14 protein-coding genes are annotated in these 17,424 nt (G+C 70.7%); 5 read left to right on the top strand and 9 right to left on the bottom strand.

Going from position 1 to position 17,424, the window contains the following annotated elements; all coding sequences use genetic code 11:
• Positions 1-12: 12 nt before the first annotated feature.
• Positions 13-618: a hypothetical protein gene (locus tag ACFXKZ_RS36205; RefSeq protein WP_380006583.1), complete on the top strand. Its 606-nt coding sequence runs from the start codon at positions 13-15 to the stop codon at positions 616-618.
• A 3-nt stretch (positions 619-621) separates the two neighbouring features.
• Here ACFXKZ_RS36205 and ACFXKZ_RS36210 read toward each other — a convergent pair whose 3' ends face one another.
• From ACFXKZ_RS36210 to ACFXKZ_RS36220, 3 genes are all read right to left on the bottom strand, one after another.
• Positions 622-1,467 (bottom strand): hypothetical protein, encoded by an 846-nt coding sequence (locus ACFXKZ_RS36210; RefSeq protein ID WP_380006586.1) that lies wholly within the window; start codon positions 1,465-1,467, stop codon positions 622-624.
• Positions 1,467-2,264 carry a MerR family transcriptional regulator gene (locus ACFXKZ_RS36215; RefSeq protein ID WP_380006589.1) on the bottom strand — a complete coding sequence of 266 codons (798 nt, stop codon included), beginning with the start codon at positions 2,262-2,264 and terminating at the stop codon, positions 1,467-1,469. The genes ACFXKZ_RS36210 and ACFXKZ_RS36215 overlap by 1 nt, the downstream gene beginning before the upstream one ends.
• Positions 2,265-2,423: 159 nt before the next feature.
• Positions 2,424-3,671, bottom strand: coding sequence for a PP2C family protein-serine/threonine phosphatase (locus ACFXKZ_RS36220; RefSeq protein WP_380006593.1), 1,248 nt, complete (start codon positions 3,669-3,671; stop codon positions 2,424-2,426).
• Positions 3,672-3,884: 213 nt separating this feature from the next.
• Here ACFXKZ_RS36220 and ACFXKZ_RS36225 point away from each other — a divergent pair, with 213 nt between their 5' ends.
• Positions 3,885-4,334 (top strand): MarR family winged helix-turn-helix transcriptional regulator, encoded by a 450-nt coding sequence (locus ACFXKZ_RS36225; protein WP_380006597.1) that lies wholly within the window; start codon positions 3,885-3,887, stop codon positions 4,332-4,334.
• Positions 4,335-4,679: 345 nt separating this feature from the next.
• Here the strand turns inward: ACFXKZ_RS36225 and ACFXKZ_RS36230 are convergent, their stop codons facing one another.
• The 3 genes from ACFXKZ_RS36230 to ACFXKZ_RS36240 are packed head-to-tail and all read right to left on the bottom strand — an operon-like array spanning position 4,680 to position 7,929.
• Complete coding sequence (locus ACFXKZ_RS36230; RefSeq protein ID WP_380006600.1) at positions 4,680-5,093, bottom strand: STAS domain-containing protein; 414 nt, start codon at positions 5,091-5,093, stop codon at positions 4,680-4,682.
• The gene (locus ACFXKZ_RS36235; RefSeq protein ID WP_380006603.1) at positions 5,090-6,193 is read right to left on the bottom strand and encodes a B12-binding domain-containing protein; all 1,104 of its coding nucleotides are present in this window, start codon (positions 6,191-6,193) and stop codon (positions 5,090-5,092) included. The genes ACFXKZ_RS36230 and ACFXKZ_RS36235 overlap by 4 nt, the downstream gene beginning before the upstream one ends.
• Positions 6,194-6,249: 56 nt before the next feature.
• The gene (locus tag ACFXKZ_RS36240) at positions 6,250-7,929 is read right to left on the bottom strand and encodes a SpoIIE family protein phosphatase (RefSeq protein WP_380006606.1); all 1,680 of its coding nucleotides are present in this window, start codon (positions 7,927-7,929) and stop codon (positions 6,250-6,252) included.
• A gap of 344 nt (positions 7,930-8,273) precedes the next feature.
• On the opposite strand from ACFXKZ_RS36240, the gene ACFXKZ_RS36245 reads away from it, so the two are divergent.
• Positions 8,274-12,299 (top strand): HAMP domain-containing protein, encoded by a 4,026-nt coding sequence (locus ACFXKZ_RS36245; protein WP_380006609.1) that lies wholly within the window; start codon positions 8,274-8,276, stop codon positions 12,297-12,299.
• A gap of 56 nt (positions 12,300-12,355) precedes the next feature.
• The gene (locus tag ACFXKZ_RS36250) at positions 12,356-14,803 is read left to right on the top strand and encodes a SpoIIE family protein phosphatase (RefSeq protein WP_380006612.1); all 2,448 of its coding nucleotides are present in this window, start codon (positions 12,356-12,358) and stop codon (positions 14,801-14,803) included.
• Between the two features lie 339 nt (positions 14,804-15,142).
• On the opposite strand, the gene ACFXKZ_RS36255 is transcribed toward ACFXKZ_RS36250, so the two are convergent.
• The 3 genes from ACFXKZ_RS36255 to ACFXKZ_RS36265 form a co-directional block, all read right to left on the bottom strand.
• The gene (locus ACFXKZ_RS36255; RefSeq protein ID WP_078981957.1) at positions 15,143-15,313 is read right to left on the bottom strand and encodes a DUF5670 family protein; all 171 of its coding nucleotides are present in this window, start codon (positions 15,311-15,313) and stop codon (positions 15,143-15,145) included.
• A 146-nt stretch (positions 15,314-15,459) separates the two neighbouring features.
• Positions 15,460-15,858: an ATP-binding protein gene (locus ACFXKZ_RS36260; RefSeq protein ID WP_380006616.1), complete on the bottom strand. Its 399-nt coding sequence runs from the start codon at positions 15,856-15,858 to the stop codon at positions 15,460-15,462.
• 148 nt (positions 15,859-16,006) lie between these two features.
• Complete coding sequence (locus ACFXKZ_RS36265) at positions 16,007-16,333, bottom strand: hypothetical protein (protein ID WP_380006620.1); 327 nt, start codon at positions 16,331-16,333, stop codon at positions 16,007-16,009.
• 142 nt (positions 16,334-16,475) lie between these two features.
• Between ACFXKZ_RS36265 and ACFXKZ_RS36270 the strand changes: the two genes are divergently transcribed.
• Positions 16,476-17,258 (top strand): class I SAM-dependent methyltransferase, encoded by a 783-nt coding sequence (locus ACFXKZ_RS36270; RefSeq protein ID WP_380006623.1) that lies wholly within the window; start codon positions 16,476-16,478, stop codon positions 17,256-17,258.
• Positions 17,259-17,424: the final 166 nt, after the last annotated feature.

The following is a 17,424-nucleotide window of genomic DNA, read 5'->3' on the forward strand; positions in this document are numbered from 1 at the left end:
TGAGGTGACACCGTGACCACCGTGCAGGACTACAAGGAACTGTGTGGCGGAATCGCCGCGCATCACCGCGAGCGGCTGGACGCGGTGTTCGCGGGCGAGGCCGAGCCGGGCGCGCCGACAGCGCCCGCGTGGGCAAAACCGTCGGACCACGTGCCCCCGGACGATCTGCCCCCGAACCTCGGGCCCGCGACCGACGCGTACGGACGGTGCGGAATGCGCGCCTTGGAGGGCCGGCGGGAGGACGTCGCGCGGATCCTGCGGGAGTTCCGGGAAAGGAGGATCACCCAGGAGTGCGCGGAGGAGTGGAACAGGGAGTCCGCGACGGCCCGGAAGCGGGAACAGCAAAAAGCGGACGCCGAATACCTCGAGGAGATCGTCCGGGCGATCGACGCGGCCGGTGACGACGAGGACGTCATCGCCAGGACCGTCGAGATCTACACCGCGGCGTTCGACGCACTCGTCGGAGCGTGGGCGGTCGCCGCCGAGTGTCTGCGCGATTGGCTGACGACACGCGTCGAAGACATCGACGCCTGCTTCGAACGCGCGATCGGAACCGAACCCGAGACGGAAACCCCGGGGCAGGCCCCCGCGCCCCTCCCGGCCGTGGGCTCGGGGTAGGTCTCACCTCGCCATCCCGGTCTCGGCGCCGTCGCGCAGGGCCGCCACTGCCGCCTCCGGGGTGTCGCTGAAGAACCGGATCGTGCGTGCTTCACCCCGGCGGCCGAGCGGGCGGGTGTATGTCACCGGTTCGCCGAGTTCGACGACGACGTTGGTCTGCGAGGCCACGCAGACGCCGAGTCGGTCGCCGGCCACGGCGATGGCCGACGATTCGTTGAAGCAGCGGATGAGGCGGACCGACGCGACGGTGTGCCTTGGGATGCGCAGGTCGAAGAACGCGCCCGAACGCAGCCGGAGTTCGTCCGGGGTGACGACATGCGGGCGGGTCACCCAGGTGGCGGCCACGGCGACGGCGGCGAGTATCGAGTAGACGTCCACGACCAGGAAGGCGCGCCGGAGGACCGGCGGTGCGCCGACGCCGCGCAGGACGACTTCGGTGGCGACGGCGTCCACGGCCAGGACGAAGACCCAAAGGAGCATCATCGGCATCGGCTCGCGGGCATAGGGCACCGTCACCGCGTCGGGCGGTATGCCGTGCTTGCGGCGCAGACACAGCAGCCACAGACTCTGCACACCCTTCGCGTCGAACGAGACCACGCGGCGTACCGGCGCGGGGACGATCTCGCGGACGGTGTGCCGGGCCGCGGTGCGCCGGTCGGCGTTCGCCCGCCGGGCCGCGGCGTAGATCGGTCCGGCCGCGGCCGGCGCCGACAGGAGTGCGGCGGTTGTGGCGATGCCGGACGCGGTGAGGACGGGGGCGGGCAGCGGGACGCCGGAGAGGAGGACGAGGGTCAGGAGGAGTTCGGCGGGAATCGCGACGTACATGATCCAGCGGGCCGGACGGAGCATCACGGCTCCCTTCTCAGCAGGGCCACCAGGCGGCGGAACACCTCCGTTTGGGCGGCGGACAGTTCGGTGGCGATCGCGCCGAGCCATTCCGCGTCCCGTCGGGTCGGGGTCGGGGTCGGGGTCGAGGCGGGCGCAGACTCCGGCGCGGCGGCCTCCGTCGCCCGCATGGCATCGGTCAGCCCGTCCGGAAGGAAGTCGGCGAAGTCCCGGGCCAGGCGCTCGACTCGGGGATCGTCCGGATCGGCATCGGCCAGCGCATCGAGCCGGGCGGTCAGGGCCGCGCCGCGGGCGACCATGGCGGGCTCGGCCAGCGGCCGCAGCAGGTCGGCGAACGCTTCGCGTTGCTCCGGGGTGGCCGTGGTGTCGATCAGCGCCAGGAACTCGCGGTCGAGTCGGGCGAAATGCGATTCGTGCACGGGGAATTCGCGCAGTACGTCGGCCAGGGCCGGAGACACCGTCGAGTCGGGGTCCAGGTCCGGATCCGCCAGGAGCACGGCGAGCCGGGCGCGGCGTGCGGCGATGGCCTCCTGCTGTCGCGCCAGGTCCGTGTCGAGTTCGGCGAGAACGTCGCGCAGGTCGCGCTCACGGTCCCGGTCGAGCACGGCGCGGACTTCGTCCAGCGGGAGTCCGAGGTCGGCCAGGCGCCGTGCTCGGGCAAGCAGCAACGCGTCACGCAGTCGGTACTCCCGGTACCCGTTGGGCAACCGCGGGGGCTCGGGGACGATGCCCAGATTGTGGTAATGCCGCACGGTCCGAGTCGACACCCCGGCCAGCGCGGCGATCTCGCCGATTCGCATGACTCCATGGAAAACCGTGACGTTACGTCAAGGTCAAGGGCGCGCGGAACGCGGGTGACATCTGCTGTCGACCGGCCGTCTGTGGCGCGCCGCGCCGAACGGAGCCCGCCCGCCGTCCCTCACCGCACGGCGGGCGGGCCTCGGTGCCACACCGCGCCGTCAGCGCGGAGCCTGCGGTGCGGCCCGGATGGGGGACACGTGGGCACGGGTTCGTTCGGCATCGTCGGGCGGCGGGCCGTCGGGTGCCGTGGGCCGGCCGTACCAGTCCAGGCAGACGATCAGGGCGTCGTCGTCGGGGATGGGGCGCCCGCGGTGGCCGGTGAGTTCGCGCAGCACCGCGCGGGGCATCTCGGCGGGCGGCAGCAGTCGGGTGGCGCTGATCGCCCGAGCCAGCGCGCGATCGCCGTAGGCTTCGCCGGCCGGCGAGGCGACCGCGTGGACACCGTCGCTGACGAAGACCAGCCGGTCCCCGGGACGGACCCGGAATTCCTGCGCCCTGTAGTCGGTCTCCTCGAACATGCCCAGGGGCAGCTGCGCGTCGAAGTCGATCGGACTCACCGTGCCCTCACGCAGGAGCAGCAGGCGTGGAGAACCGGCGTCGATCACCTGCACCCGTCCGGTGGCCAGTTCGAAGTCCAGCAGCAGGACGGACAGGTAGGCGTCGCCGCGGTGCCGGGCATGGACGGCCTGGTCGGCGAGGGCCGCCTGGTCGGCGAGCGGGATGCCGGCGCGTCGGGCGTTGCGCAGGGCGTTGATCGTGAGGTTGCTGAGGAGGGCGGCGTCGATGCCCTCGCCCATGCCGTCGGTCACCGTCAGCGTGAGACGGTCGGCGGTGGCGGACCAGTCGAAGTTGTCGCCGTGGACGGCGTAGGCGGGTTCGAGCTGGGCACCGATGGCGTATTCCTCGCGTCGGCAGGCGTGACCGGGCAGGAGTTGCCACTGCATCTCGGCCGCGAGGGTCAGCCGGTCCTTGCGGCGGGCGCGGAGGTAGAGGTCGGTGTCGCGTTCGGCGACGGTGACCGCGTGGGCGAGCATCTCGGCGATGTCGACGAGTTCGGTCCGGACGGCCGGTGAACAGGCGTCGGTCGGGAGGGTGACGGAGAGGACCCCGAGACGGTCGCCGCGTACCGTCACCGGGAGGTGTACGACCGTGTCCGCTCCGCGTTGCTCGTGTGCGGGTTCCTGTGCGCCGAAGACCCGCCCCTGAGGGCTGTTGTCGATGGAGAGGTGTTCGGTGGCCGCAGCGAGCGCGGACACCGACAGCAGGACGGTCAGGCTGTAGTCGGCCATCAGCAGGTCGACGGCGCCTGCCCGGCAGTGCCGCGCGAGTACGCCGCGGATGGCGTCCAGCAGGCCGGGCGCGGGTGCGGTGCGCAGCGCACGCTCGGCTTCCTCGTATACGTTCACAGTTTGTCTTCAGCCGTTCTCTGCGGATGCGGTACGGGGCACCCTCATGGCGTGTTCGGCGAACGGCCGGACAGCCTGTCGAATCAATCGCCTTTATAGCGTCTATTGTGGTGACGGCACGGCCGTCGAAGAAGCGGCCGTATCGGGCGTCGGAGTAAGGCGGTGAGCGGGGTTACCTTCTCTCGACACGACCAGTCGGACGAGACGGCGCGCGTGGCGACCGCGGCAGCCGAGTTGCTCGAGATGTTGTTGGGGCGTGCGTCCACGGCACCCGTTTCGCCGTCACAGCTGCGCGTGCTGTTTCTGCTGGAGCGGCACGAGGGCATCAACCTGCGTACGTTGGCCGACGGTCTGCGGTCGACGCCCTCCTCGACGAGTCGCCTGTGTGACCGCCTCCAGGCGGTGGGTTTCGTCGAACGTCTGCCCAGTGCCAACAGCCGCCGTGAACTCCAGTTGCGGCTGAGTGGGCGGGGCTGCGCCTTCCTGGCGGATCTGCGGGCCCGCCGTGAGCAGGAACTGGCGGTCGTCACGGCGCGCATGTCGGGCGAGTCCCGGGCGATGCTGCTCAAGGGCCTCGAATCCCTGCGCAACGCCGCCGGGCCCGTCATGGACGAGGCGACGGGCGACGCGTCCTCCCTCTCCTCGCGTGCGCGAACCGCCTGAGGCGATCGGCCGCGTCGGGTGACGGGCGCGGTGTACCCGCTCCACCGTGTGCGGGCGGCGCGAAGTACGTGGGCCGGACACGTGCCGAGCGTATGTCGGCCGACGTCGACGTCCCATGCCGGCGCCCCCTTTCGTCGGATGAACGAGCGGTGGCGCTCGGTTGCAAGCCGGCGATGCGCGCGTCACGTCGATGTTGTTCCCTGACGTCGACGGCTTTGCCCCCGCCCCCGGCGTCCCGATGCGAAGCGTATCGAATTATTGACTGATGACAAATGTTGCGGCTGGACATGTATCCCGGGGTCGCTGTGAACGATCCGCCGTCGTGTGCCGACGTCCCGCCGACCATCAGGGGGAGGGTGCGGACCGGCCTTCGTCACCGCTTGCGGCGAAGCCGCGCCCATCCGTGTCGGTGGGCCCGGTGAGGTATCCGCCGACGCCGGTGATGTCGAGCAGGCGGGTCAGTCGCACGGGTTGACGGTGCAGATGCAGGGCGATCCCGGCGGCGTGTGTGCGGCGGCGCAGGCCGATCAGGACGGACAGCCCGCCGCAGTCGATGGCGGTCAGGGCCGCCCAGTCCAGGTGCAGATGACGCAGCGCCGGTCCGTACCGCCGCAGATGTGTGTCCAGCGCCGCGTTCACCCGCTCGGTGAACGCGGTGCCGGTGTCGTAGTCGAGGCCTCCCCGAATGGCCAGATGCAGCGACCGGGTGTCGCCGGCCAGAACGTCGACGGAGAACTCGACGGGCGTGGGGGAGCTCATGCCGTTCCGGGGCCGGAGTGGATGGGTGCGGTGGGCAGGGTGTCGGTCGCGACGCGGATGAAGCCGAGCGCGCGGGGAAAGTCGCGCAGTTGTTCGGCGAGGATGTCCAGTCCCAGGCGCAAACCGGCCGCGGGCACGTGGCGGGCGGTGAGTATGTCCCTGGTCCAGTCGACGAAGGAGGTGAACAGGTCCGCCTCGTCGACGTAGAGGGCCGTCGTGAGGAAGTCCACGATGTGGGCCAGGTCCTCGGCGGTTCGTTCCCGCTGGGCGGCGCTGTACGCGCGCATGTCGGGCCCGCGCTCGTCGAGGGCGACCAGGCACTGCCGCACCAGGGTGGTGCGGTTGGACTTGACGAACGTGTACTCCTGATCGGCCAGATGGGGCAGGTCGTCGATCTCGTGGCGTCGCTCCGCATGCCGGGCGGTGATCCCCCGGGCCAGCTGGTCCGCGGCGCCTCGCGCGTCGGGGGCCCAGGCGTCGGCGCCCAACAGACGCGCGTAGCGGCCGTCCGCGCCGAAGGCGGCGCCGCCGACCATGACCGGGATGCCCAGCGACTGCACGGCGGTCACCGCCTGATGGGCGGTGGGCAGGTGCGTGGGCAGCGAGGCCGAGAGCAGGGCCGCGGTCGGGTTGCTCTGATGCACGTGTGCGATCAGGTGCGGAGTCGGGGTGTGGGCGCCGAGGAAGTCCACCCGCCAGCCGCGCCCGGTGAGGGTCTCGGCCAGCAACCGGGCGGGCAGGGAATGCCATTCGCCATCCACACACGCGACCGTGACGTTGCCCCGCGTCGGCGACGGAGGCGGTGCGGGGTGGTGGGCGAGGACGGCGATGACCCGGTCTATGATTGCGGTGGCCGCGTGCTCCTCGGCGACTCCGATCCGGTTCGCCGCCCATTCGAGCCCGACGCGACGCTGCACGGCGGCCACGACGTCCAGCAGCAGGGTCTCACCGTCGGCCCCGGCATCGGCCGCCGCGGTGGCCAGTGCCATCGCGCCCGGCTCGTCCCGGCCGATCACGGCCGTCCACAGTCGCTCCGCGAGATCGCGGGGTGCGGGTGCGCCCGGGGCCGAGGCGTCCGCGTTCCCATTGCCCGTCTTCACGGCGCCCGTCGTGACAGTGCCCGTCTTCACAGTGCTTGCCTTCACAGTGTTCGTCATCACGGTTCCCGCCGTCGTGGCTCGTGGCCCTCGCGGTCGTCCGCGCCAGGGAATCCGTCGACACCGCCGGCCGGATTGGTGATCGCCAGCGTGGCCATGTCGTCGTGACGACCGCCGCCCAGCCACTGGGCCGCCAGCATCTGTACCCGCTCGACCACGGCCTCCGCCGGCATGCGCGCACACTCCCGCAGAGCCTCCCGCAGCCGCTCCTCGCCGTAGAAGTCGTCACCCAGCGGCCCGCCGCGCGCCTCGGTGATCCCGTCCGTGTACAGCAGGCAGGTCTCGCCGGGTGCCAGCGTCACCTCCACGCTCCGCGTCCGGACGTCGGGCAGCGCCCCCACGAGGGTGCCGCCGGTCGCGGCCTCCTCCACCCGCCCGTCGGCGCGGACGATCAGCGGCGGCAGATGTCCGGCGCTGGTCAGCCGCAACAACACCTGCCCCGCGCTGCGCCGCACCGAGGCCAGCACCAGGGTCGCGAACCGGGTGTGGTGGGAGTTCATCAACGCGTCGTTGAGCAGGACGAGGATGCGCTGGTGATCACCGGACAGCGGCACCAGCGCGTGCAGAACACTGCGGATCTTTCCGGTCAGGACGGCGGCCTCCAGGCCCTTGCCCGCCACGTCGCCCAGTACGACGAACGTCTCCCGGGACGCGTCCGCACCGGGATGGACGTCATAGAAGTCACCGCCGACCCGCTCGTGGTCCTGCGAGGCCCGATAGACGCCGGCGTACTCCACGCCGTGCACCCGCTCCAGGCGCGGCGGTAGCAACTCGCGCAGCAGCGTGGTCGTGATCGAGGCCTGCTCCGCGTACAGCCGTGCCGCGGACAGAGCGGCGCCGGCCCGTGCGGCGAACAGCCGCGCGAACACCTCCTCGCCGTCCGTGAACGCCCGGTGCGTGCTCGCGCGCAGCAGGATCAGCACCCCGGCCGGCACTCCGTGTCCGGGCAGCGGGGTGACGATCACCGAGCCGATCGGACCGGCGAAACCGGGCGGCACGCTCCAGTCGGGAATGCCCTCCGGGTCGATCCACCGAGTCGGCACCGGTGGGAAACCCTGCAACGCCTCCGCCAGTCCGGGAACCGTACGCGGATCGATCGACGCCACCGTACGCGTGATGCCGGCGCCGGCCTGCGCGTAGGTCAGCGCGTGCCGGCGACCCTGGGCCGGGACGATGACGACCGCGGCGTCGGCCAGGTGATCCGCAGCCATTCGCGCCGTCACCTCCGCGCATCGTTCGAGGTTCAGCGACGACAGCAGCGCGCCGGAGATGTCCGCCAACAGCTCTGCCCGTTCACGCTCGTTGCGCAGTGCCTGCTCGGCTCGACGGAGATCGGTGTCCTCCACGAGCCACCACACCACATCCCCGTTCTCGATCCGCGAGGGATGCGCCGCGAATGTCCGACCCACCACGGAGCCCGACACCGCCTCCCGCGGCGTTGTGGCCGACTGCAGGTGGCGGTGGTGTGCCCGCGCGAGCCAGTGCGGCAGGCCGCCCGAGGTCAGATCTTCGCCGACCTCCTCGGCGTGCGCGAACAGCCGGCGCGCTCCTTCGTTGGATCCGATGACGTCCCCGCCGGGGTCGACGACGAGAACGGGGCAGGGGGCGCTGTCCCATATCGAGGCGACGTGAACGTCACCATCGTGCGGAGTCTTGGGTGTACCCGAAGTACGGATCACAAGCCGGGGAACGCATCGCGCGAACCCCACCACCTCTCTGTCGCTGGACAACAGTTGTCTTCGTGCAACCGTGTCCTATGCTCCAGCCATACGCAACACCAGGAGTAAAACGGGCAATTTTTCATCCAAGCCACATAAGTGCCGCTCTGTCGGGCCTGCCCCGGCGTCGAGGAGGTCGACCATCACCGGAAAGGCCGATGCCGGCGTGTCCGGGATCACGTGGCCGTGTTCGTCGGATTTGCCGACCGCGTGTCGTCGGGTGAGCGCGTGGCAAGGGTGTGCGGGGGTTCCGCAGAATAGGGGCGAATTCCCGGAGGCCGGCGACCGAGGCGAGGGCGGATCACATGACCGATGACGCGGACACCGGACTTGTGCCTCCCGCGCGGACGCGGCACGAGACGGACGTCGTGGGCAACGCCGAACTGCGCCGCCTGCTGGCCGGTTTGACCGCCGTACGCGACGGCGACTTCGGCGGCCGACTGCCCGACGACGGCGACGGCCTGCTCGGGGAGATCGCCGGGGTGTTCAACGGCATGGTCGACCAGCTGGCGCTGTTCACCTCCGAGGTCACCCGGGTGGCACGCGAGGTCGGGTCGGAGGGCACCCTCGGTGGTCAGGCGCTCGTGCCGGGCGTGTCCGGGACGTGGGCCGATCTGACCGACTCGGTGAACTTCATGGCCGGCAACCTCACGTCCCAGGTACGGTCCATCGCCCAGGTCGCCACGGCGGTGGCGCGCGGCGACCTGTCCCAGAAGGTCCGGGTGGACGCGCGCGGCGAGATCCTGGAGTTGAAGGAGACCATCAACACGATGGTCGACCAGCTCTCGGCGTTCGCCGACGAGGTCACCCGCGTGGCCCGGGAGGTGGGTACCGACGGGCGCCTGGGCGGACAGGCCGACGTCAAGGGCGTCTCCGGTACGTGGAAGGACCTCACCGAGTCCGTCAACGTGATGGCGGAGAACCTGACCGCACAGGTGCGCTCCATCGCCCAGGTGACCACCGCCGTCGCGCAGGGCGACCTGTCGCAGAAGATCCGGGTGGACGCGCGCGGCGAGATCCTGGAGTTGAAGGAGACCATCAACACGATGGTCGACCAGCTCTCCGCGTTCGCCGACGAGGTCACCCGCGTCGCCCGCGAGGTCGGCACCGAGGGCAACCTCGGCGGGCAGGCGACCGTGCGTGGCGCGTCCGGCACCTGGAAGGACCTCACCGACAACGTCAACGTGATGGCGTCCAACCTCACCGGCCAGGTGCGTTCCATCGCCCAGGTCGCCACCGCCGTGGCGCGTGGCGACCTCTCCCGCAAGATCACCGTCGAGGCCAAGGGCGAGGTGGCGGCCCTCGCCGAGGTGATCAACACCATGGTCGACACCCTGTCCGCGTTCGCCGACGAGGTCACCAGGGTCGCCCGCGAGGTCGGCACCGAGGGCATCCTCGGCGGTCAGGCCCGCGTGCCCAACGTCGCCGGGACCTGGAAGGACCTGACCGACAACGTCAACTCGATGGCCAACAACCTCACCGGCCAGGTCCGCAACATCGCCCTGGTCACCACCGCGGTGGCCAACGGCGACCTGTCGAAGAAGATCGACGTGGACGCGCGCGGCGAAATCCTGGAGCTCAAGACCACCATCAACACCATGGTCGACCAACTCTCCTCCTTCGCCGCCGAGGTCACCCGGGTGGCGCGCGAAGTCGGCAGCGAGGGACGACTCGGCGGACAGGCCGAGGTCGAGGGCGTCTCGGGCACCTGGAAACGCCTGACCGAGAACGTCAACGAACTCGCCGGCAACCTCACCCGCCAGGTCCGCGCCATCGCCGAGGTCGCCAGCGCCGTCGCCGAGGGCGACCTGACCCGCTCGATCACCGTCGACGCCTCCGGCGAGGTCGCCGAACTCAAGGACAACATCAACGCGATGGTCGGCTCGCTGCGCGAGACCACCCGCGCCAACGAGGAACAGGACTGGCTCAAGTCCAACCTCGCCCGCGTGTCCGCGCTCATGCAGGGCCACCGCGACCTGGCCGTCGTCGCCGAACTCGTGATGGACGAACTCACCCCCCTGGTCGGCGCCCAGTACGGTGCCTTCTACCTCGCCGAGGAGGGCGCGACCGGAACGGGGCTGCGCCTGATCGGCTCGTACGGGCTCGGTGCGGACGACGGCCACGCCACGCACATCCCGCCCGGGCGCACCCTGGTGGGCCAGGCCGCCCGCAGTCGGCGCACCATCGCCGTCGACGACGTCCCCACCGACTACGTGGTCTCCTCCGGACTCGGTCGCGCCGCGCCCACCGCGCTGATCGTGTTGCCGATCGTGGTCGAGGACCAGGTGCTCGGCGTCATCGAACTCGCGTCGATCACCGCGTTCACCCCCGCGCATCGCGACTTCCTCGACCAGCTGATGGAAAACGTCGGCGTCAACGTCAACACCATCGTCGCCAACGCGCGCACCGACGAACTCCTGGCCGAATCCCAGCGCCTGGCCGGCGAATTGAGCGTGCGCTCCGAGGAACTGCAGCAACAGCAGGAGGAACTCCAGCACTCCAACGAGGAACTGGAGGAAAAGGCCGCGCTTCTCGCGACGCAGAACCGCGACATCGAGGCCAAGAACCTCCAGATCGAACAGGCCCGGCAGGAACTCGAGGACCGCGCCCGCCAGTTGACCCTCGCCTCGAAGTACAAGTCGGAGTTTCTGGCGAACATGAGCCACGAACTGCGCACACCCCTCAACAGCCTGCTCATCCTCGCCCAACTCCTCGCCCAGAACCCCACCCGCAACCTCAGCCCCAAACAGGTCGAATACGCCGGCATCATCCACTCCGCCGGTTCCGACCTGTTGCAACTGATCAACGACGTCCTCGATTTGTCCAAGGTCGAGGCCGGCAAGATGGACGTACACACCGAACGAGTATCGCTACGCCGACTCCTCGACTACGTCGAGGCGACGTTCCGGCCGATGACCACCCAAAAGAGTCTGACCTTCGACATCACCATCGGCCCCGGAGTACCGGCCGACCTGCTCACCGACGACTCACGCCTGCGGCAGATCCTGCGCAACCTGCTGTCGAACGCGGTCAAGTTCACCGACCGCGGCCACATCGCGCTGCGCATCGAACCGGCCACCGAGCACGAGGTCCCCGCCGGCGTACCGCGCGGTGACGCGGTCGTGGCCTTCCGCGTGCGCGACACCGGGGTGGGCATCGCCGAGCACCAACTCGAGACGATCTTCGGCGCGTTCCAACAGGCCGACGGCACCACCAGCCGCAAATACGGGGGAACCGGCCTCGGACTGTCGATCAGCCGCGAGATCGCCAACCTGCTCGGCGGCGCCATCACCGCCGACAGCACCCCCGGACAGGGCAGCGTCTTCACCCTGTACCTGCCCGCGGTACACACCGCCGCCGCCACCGACGCCGTCGGCCCGGCGTTCGTCACACACCCCCCGACCCTCGACGCCTCCGGTACCGACGCCGATCCGCGGCCGCGCTCCCTCGAACCCGCCGCGCCACCCGCCCGGCGGCGCGTACTCGTGCTGGAGGAACGGCCACAGGGTTTGTTGAGCCTGGTCACGCAAAGCGCCGTGGCCGACATCGCGACCGGCGGACACGACGGTGCCGGCGGGCCGGGCGTCGACGTCCTGACCGTCGTGGACGCCCAGGAAGCCGCCGCCACCCTCGCCGCCGCACCCTGTCACTGCGTCGTCCTCGACCTGGACATGCCCGACGGCCAGGCACTGACCCTCCTGGACGCCCTCGACGCGGACAGCGCCTCCGCGAACGTGCCCGTCCTGGCCCACAACACCCGTCGCCTGCCCCGGGAACAGACCCGCGCCCTGCAGACCCGCGCCGACACCAAACCCCTGGAACTGCTCGCGGGCCTGGACGAACTCCGCGAACGCATCACCCTGCACCTGTCCGCCGAACAGCCCGGTGACGTGCTGCCCCTGGTCCACGCCACCGAACGCACCCACCACGCGGCACCGACCCTCGACGCCGCCCTCGCCGACCGCACCGTCCTGATCGTCGACGACGACACCCGTAACCTGTACGCCCTCAGCAGCATCCTCGAACTGCACGCCGTCAACGTTCTCCACGCCGAGAACGGCCGCGAGGGCATCACCACCCTCGTCGAGCACCCCGAGGTCGACCTGGTCCTGATGGACGTGATGATGCCCGAGATGGACGGCTACGCCGCCACCGCCGAAATCCGCCGCATGCCCCGCTACACCGACCTGCCGATCGTCGCCGTCACCGCCAAGGCCATGCCGGGCGATCGCGACAAGAGCCTTGCCGCCGGGGCCAGCGACTACGTCACCAAACCCGTCGACACCGACCACCTGCTCGCAGTCCTCCACCGCCACCTGCTCCCCTCCTGAGAGCACCCCGCCGGTCGACCCCGCCCGACGTCCTCGCCTTCGGGAGTGAACCCATCGTGAGCAACACCGCACCCCCACCCGAGACATCCCACCGGCAGGACGGCGACGACCCGACGGGCCCGCACACCGTCACCGGGAACGAGATCGCCGCCGTACCACCGCGCGGCGAGAGCGCCCCGGACCACACGTCCGCCGTGGGCCGCCTCGCCGCGACCGTCGAACGCCTGCGCCACGAGATCCGCGCCGCACACGCCCGAGCGGACGGTCGTGCCCTGATCGAGACGGCCAAGGGCATCCTCATCGAACGCCTGCACTGCAGCCCCACCGAAGCCGCCCGACAACTCGCCACCCTGGCCGACCACGCGGGCGTGAGCGTGATGGAACTCGCCGTCGACATCCTCGACCGCACCGCCGCGGACCGCCTCACCGAAGCCGCCTGCGACTTCGTCACCGAAACCGCCGCCCCCGCCACACCCCCCGACGACAAGACCGCGAGCATGCGCCTGCGTACCGCGGAAAGCGGCGCCTGTGCCGCCGACGACACCCAGGCCGTGGCCCGGTCCCTCCTCGAACACGCCCTCGCGCCCCTGGGCGCGACCGCCGTCGCCGTATGGGCCATCGCCCCCGACGCCTCCCTCACCCTCGCGGGCAGCGCCGGATTCACCGACCACGAGGCCACCCGCTGGCGACACGTCCCACCCGGAGTGGCGACCTTCGCCCGCCAGGCGCTCGCCGATCTCGACTGGACCTGGACCTCGGAGTTGTCCCGGACCGGAACACCCTCCATCGGCCGACACGACCTCACCGGCGCCCGAGCCGCCGCCCCGGCGGGCACCGGCGGCCGGATCCACGGCATCCTGGAAATCTGCTGGCCGAATCCGCTCCCCGAACAACCCCCGCGCCTGCGCCGCCAGATCGAGGCACTGGCCGAACTGTGCGCGCACACCCTCGAAACCCACCCGGTCCCCGGCGACCCCACCGGCACACACCCCGCCACGATCGACCTCGTCGAGATCGCCGACTGCCTCCACGACCCCGCCCTGGTGCTCGTCCCGCACGTGGACGAGCACCGGCAACTCGTCGACTTCCGGGTGCACCACGTCAACGCGCGCTTTCTCGACCCCGCCGGACGCCCGGCCAATCTGATCCACGGCGCGCTGCTCCTGGAGGCATACCCCCTCGCCGCGACCCCCGGCGGGCTGTACGACATCGTCGAGCGTGTCCACGCCACCGGCGAGTCCTACCGCGCCGAAAGCGTCACGCTCACCGCCCTCGTCGACGACGTCCGCCTCGACGCGATCGCCGACGTCGCCGTCAGCCGCCACGCCAACGCCCTCCTGCTCGTCTGGCGCATCGAACACGAGGCGGCCCGCCTGGCCCGGTTGCTCCAACACGCCCAACGACTGGGCCGCATCGGCGGCTTCGAGGAAGACCTCGCCACCGGCGCCGTCACCTGGAACGACTCCCTGTTCGCGCTGCACGGCCTGCCGACCACCGCCATCCCCGTGGCTCTGGCCGACCTGCCGAACCACGCACACCCCGACGACACCGCCGCGCTCGCCCGATTCCTGCACACCCTGGTACACCGCCGCCGCCACGCCACCGTGTCCTTCCGCCTGGAACGCACCGACGGCGTCACCCGACGCATCCGGATCGTCGCCGAACCGGTCCTGGACTCCGACGACCGCGTGCTGGCCATCCGCGGCGCCTACCAGGACGTCTCCGCCCAACACTGGACCGAGGTCGCCCTCGCCGCGACCCGCGACCGCCTTGCGCACAGCGAACAACAGGTGGGCGAACAAAACCGCCTCGCCCGGCAGCTCCAGCACGCGATCATGCCGCCCACCCCCACTCCGCTGAACGTCGAGGGTCTCCAGGTGGCCGTGCGCTACCGCCCCGCCGAATCCGACACCGCCGTCGGCGGCGACTGGTACGACGCCCTCGTCCTGCCGTCCAAGAAGATCCTGCTGTGTGTCGGCGACGTCGCCGGACACGGCATCCACGCCGCGACCAGCATGATCGTGCTGCGCAACGCGCTACGCGGCCTGGCCATCACCGGCGCCGGCCCCGCGCAACTGCTCACCTGGCTCAATACCGTGACGCACCATCTGACCGACCAGGTCACCGCCACCGTCGTGTGCGCCCTGTACGACCCGAGCACGCGCACGATGCGCTGGGCCCGTGCCGGCCACCTGCCCCCCGTGTGGATCCGCGACGACACGACGCAACGCCTGTCCCTGCTCGACGGCCCCCTCCTCGGCGCCTTCGCCGAGGCCGGCTACGCCGAGGACGAGATCCACCTCGCCCTGGGCGACACACTCCTGCTCTACACCGACGGCCTGATCGAACGCCGCGACCACTGCCTCGAAAGTTCCCTCGACCAACTCCTGGCCACCGCACGCGCCATCACCGCCACCCTGGACGAACGTCTCGACCGACTCCTCACCCACAGCCGGGCGGACACCGACGACGACACGTGCGTGGTGGGCATCCAGATCACCTGACCCGACGCGTGGGGGCCGGGGCGGTCGTGTGGAGGTGCGAATGACTCCCGCATTCTTCACGGCCGTCCCGGCTTGGTTCACTCCTACCCGGAGAGGTGGTTTTCATTTCGGACCGCGGTGGTGTTTTCGGGTTTTCCGACGGACGAGGCCGCCTCGGATGCATAGGAAAAGGGTGGGGTGTGGGGGGGGCCCCCCAAAAAAGGGGGGGCCCCCCCCCCCCCCCCACGGGGGGCAAGGGGGGGCCAGTGTGGGGTCGCGGGCCCCCCCCCAAAACCCCCCCCCCCCCCCCACACCCCACCCTGTCGGTGACATGGTGGGAAACTGTGTCGTTGTCGGGATTTACCAGCGGTACCATCGGCCACGCCGGCCGCCGGTGCCCGCGGAGCGGAATATGAAGCCCAGGGCCCAAACGACCAGGACGATGACGGCTATCCACCACAGGGCCTGGAGTGCGAAGCCGGCACCGAAAAGGATCAGGGCGAGAAGCAGGACGACCAAAAGGGGAATCATTGTTTTTACCTCCGCCCCACGTCTGCCCCGCCCGAGAGGGCGCATTCCCTGGAATCGGTGCGTTTCGCGCGGTCTTTCCCGGAAAGGATCGGCCGTTCGCTCCGCCCCGTCGGCCCGGTGGTCGTGCGGGTCGGTGCCGCAGGGCGTCAGGCGCGGATGTCGGCATGGATGCTCTTGCCGTGCGGGTGGTGTTCGACGGTCCACCCGGGGGCGAGGGCGTCGAGGACGCGCAGCCCGTGCCCGCCGCCGGGGCCGGGGGCACGGCGGACGGGCGGGTGAGGGGACGTGTCGGTGACGGTCAGGCGTACGCCGCGGGGGACGGGCGTCAGGGTGAGCACGGCGCCGGCGTCGGTGTGGCGCAGGGCGTTGCCAACGAGTTCGGAGGTCACCCATACGGCGGTGTGGACGCGTTCGTGGGCCCAGCCCCAGTCGGTGAGGGTGTCGCGGACCGCGTGACGGACCAGGCGTAAGGCGCCCGGTTCGGGCGGCACGTTCCAACGGATCGTTTCGCGAAGGTGGGGTGATGCGGGTGGTTCGTCGACCATGTCGATCTCCGGCGGTGGCCTCGGAGTGGAGGGACGGAGCATCCCTGCCCACAATCGACGATCCCAACTGCCCGGGACGGACAGCCTCCATCCCCCTTCGTCGGCCGCCGCCGTGTCGCCGGGCCCCTGCGGGGCCCGTCGCCGCGTGTCACGGCAGGGAGGCGCCCTCGTATGCGCACAGCACCGCGCGTACCGACCGCCTCGCGGCGCATCCGCCCCGGTGCCCGCGCAGCAGGTTCCACGCGAAGCAGATCACCATCGCGCCGGCGACGACGCCCAGGACCGCGACGGCCATCATCGGACTGTAGGCGACCGAGGTCATCACGCACGCGATGGCGATCGTCACGAGACCCCACCCGCCGGCCCGCAGCACCGCCCACCACCCGACACTCCCGGGATGCCGGTCCCGCTGTCCGGCGAAGACGTGCCGCCCGGTGGCGCACAGTGTGTTGTCGACCCTGTCGAGCTGCGTCATGGCCGCTCCCCCTCGCGAGTGCCCACTGGTACGACCGAGTATCGGCGTGCCCTCCGCCCCGGGACACACCGCCACGATCCTGTTACGTGCTGTCACACGATTGTGACGAGCGCACCGGACGGTACCTGGCAGGATGCCGGGCATGACGGGAGCCGAGGAGCGGGAAGAATTTCGTCGGGCGCGCTCGTTCGGGGCCGCGGCGGACGCCTACGAGCGTGGCCGCCCGCCCTACCCGCCGGAGGCGGTGGCCTGGCTGGTGCCCCAGGACGCGCGAACCGTGGTCGACGTCGGTGCGGGTACGGGCAAGCTGACCCGGGCGCTGCGGGCCGCGGGCCGGGAGGTCGTCGCGGTGGAGCCCTCCGCCGGGATGCGCGAGCGGTTCTCGCACGTGCTTCCCGACGTGCGGGTCCTGGACGGGACCGGGGAATCGATCCCGCTTCCGGATTCGAGCGTGGACGTCCTGGTCTGTGCGCAAGCCTGGCACTGGGTGAACCCGGAGCAAGCCGTCCCGGAAGCCGCCCGGGTGCTGCGCCCGGGCGGGCGACTGGGCCTGGTGTGGAACTTCCGTGACGTGTCGGTGCCTTGGGTGGCGGAACTCGACCGCATCCTGCGTGACTGCGCGGCGGCACCGACGAATGCCCGGCAAGTGGAGGACGTGGGCGCGCCGTTCGGCCCCGTCGAGCGGCAGGACTTGCGCTGGAGTCAGCCGCTGTCGGCCGCGGAGATCGTGGACATGGTCGCCTCCCGCAGCTACGTGATCATGCTGGAGCCCGCAGCGCGGGAGGAGTTGCTGTCACGGGTCCGCGCGTTGCTCGACGTGGAGCGCCCGACGCAGATGCCCTATACGACCGAGTGCTACCGAGCCGACCTCCGCAACGACGCCAACCGCGACCGGGATACGTCCTCACCACCACCGTCCACGTGAGCGACCCGGGCCATCGGGATGGATCAAGGCAGCCGGAATCAAGGCGGTGGACTCGGTGGTCCTCTCGAATCCGACCGTCTCGGGAAAGGCGACCCTCAAGGGCGACGCGGACGTCTGGGGACACCTGACCAAGGGCTCCTGACGATCGCAAGCCCTGGCGCGTGGA

Origin of the sequence: Embleya sp. NPDC059237 (genome assembly GCF_042754105.1) — a bacterium.
In the GTDB taxonomy this organism is placed as follows: domain Bacteria; phylum Actinomycetota; class Actinomycetes; order Streptomycetales; family Streptomycetaceae; genus Embleya.

Bases quoted from the DNA above. Each gene is read 5' to 3' on its own strand.
- ACFXKZ_RS36230 (WP_380006600.1), bottom strand. From the start codon at position 5,093: ATGAGCTCCCCCACGCCCGTCGAGTTCTCCGTCGACGTTCTGGCCGGC.
- ACFXKZ_RS36260 (WP_380006616.1), bottom strand. From the start codon at position 15,858: ATGGTCGACGAACCACCCGCATCACCCCACCTTCGCGAAACGATCCGT.
- ACFXKZ_RS36210 (WP_380006586.1), bottom strand. From the start codon at position 1,467: ATGCTCCGTCCGGCCCGCTGGATCATGTACGTCGCGATTCCCGCCGAA.
- ACFXKZ_RS36270 (WP_380006623.1), top strand. From the start codon at position 16,476: ATGACGGGAGCCGAGGAGCGGGAAGAATTTCGTCGGGCGCGCTCGTTC.
- ACFXKZ_RS36265 (WP_380006620.1), bottom strand. From the start codon at position 16,333: ATGACGCAGCTCGACAGGGTCGACAACACACTGTGCGCCACCGGGCGG.
- ACFXKZ_RS36255 (WP_078981957.1), bottom strand. From the start codon at position 15,313: ATGATTCCCCTTTTGGTCGTCCTGCTTCTCGCCCTGATCCTTTTCGGT.
- ACFXKZ_RS36215 (WP_380006589.1), bottom strand. From the start codon at position 2,264: ATGCGAATCGGCGAGATCGCCGCGCTGGCCGGGGTGTCGACTCGGACC.
- ACFXKZ_RS36245 (WP_380006609.1), top strand. From the start codon at position 8,274: ATGACCGATGACGCGGACACCGGACTTGTGCCTCCCGCGCGGACGCGG.